Genomic DNA, 737 nt, shown 5'->3' with positions numbered 1-737 from the left:
CACGGAAGCGCGTCGCGCGGCCACGTCCGCCAATGGCGCCGCGCAGATCGACCCGCCGGCGGCGATCGTGACGCCGCGCAGTGCGGCGGCCGACAGCGCGAGCGTGAGCACCGGCACGCGCAGCGCGGTACCCATCGTCTCGGCCGACCCGCGCGTGAGCGCGATCCCCGTGTTCCAGCATGACCGCCTGATCGTTACGCAAAGCGACTGATGCACCACGACAACCTACATACCGCCGCGCAGCCGGCCGCACTGAACGATCCGGCACTCGACGCGCGCCGGGCGACCCGCCGCAAGCGCTTCACGGTGTTCTTCGCGGTCGTGCTGCTGGCCGCGCTCGTCTGGATCGCATTCTGGCTGCTGCACGACCGCTATGACGAGGACACCGACGACGCGTACGTCGCGGGCAGCATCGTGCAGGTCGCCGCGCAGATCCCGGGCGCCGTGACCGACGTGCTGGTCGCCGATACGCAGGCCGTGCGCGCCGGGCAGACGCTCGTGCGGCTCGACGACACCGAAGCGTCTGTCGCATTCGCGCAGGCGAAGGCGCAGCTCGTGCAGGCCGTGCGGCAGGTCGCGAACGCGAAGATCTCGAACACGATGTATGTGGAAGCCGTGAACGCGCGCCAGGCCGACCTGTCGCTCGCGCAGCGCGCGCTCGCCGCGCGTTCGGGCGCATCGGTCGAGATCGTCGCGCCGGAGGAACTGGCGCGCGCCCGCGCGGCGGTCGCCGGCGC

Annotated in this window: 1 protein-coding gene and 1 pseudogene; both read left to right on the top strand. The window is 72.0% G+C overall.

What is annotated here, in order from left to right; genetic code table 11:
• Positions 1 to 211 (top strand): annotated as a pseudogene (locus F3J14_RS35265) (RND transporter); the annotation flags it as partial.
• A partial coding sequence (locus tag F3J14_RS35260; protein WP_166726793.1) for a biotin/lipoyl-binding protein occupies positions 211 to 737 on the top strand: 527 nt, incomplete at its 3' end. The pseudogene F3J14_RS35265 and the gene F3J14_RS35260, both read left to right, overlap by 1 nt.

The organism is Burkholderia sp. Tr-862 (genome assembly GCF_011753085.1).
In the GTDB taxonomy this organism is placed as follows: domain Bacteria; phylum Pseudomonadota; class Gammaproteobacteria; order Burkholderiales; family Burkholderiaceae; genus Burkholderia; species Burkholderia ambifaria.
This window is presented reverse-complemented; position numbering and strand designations above follow the sequence as displayed.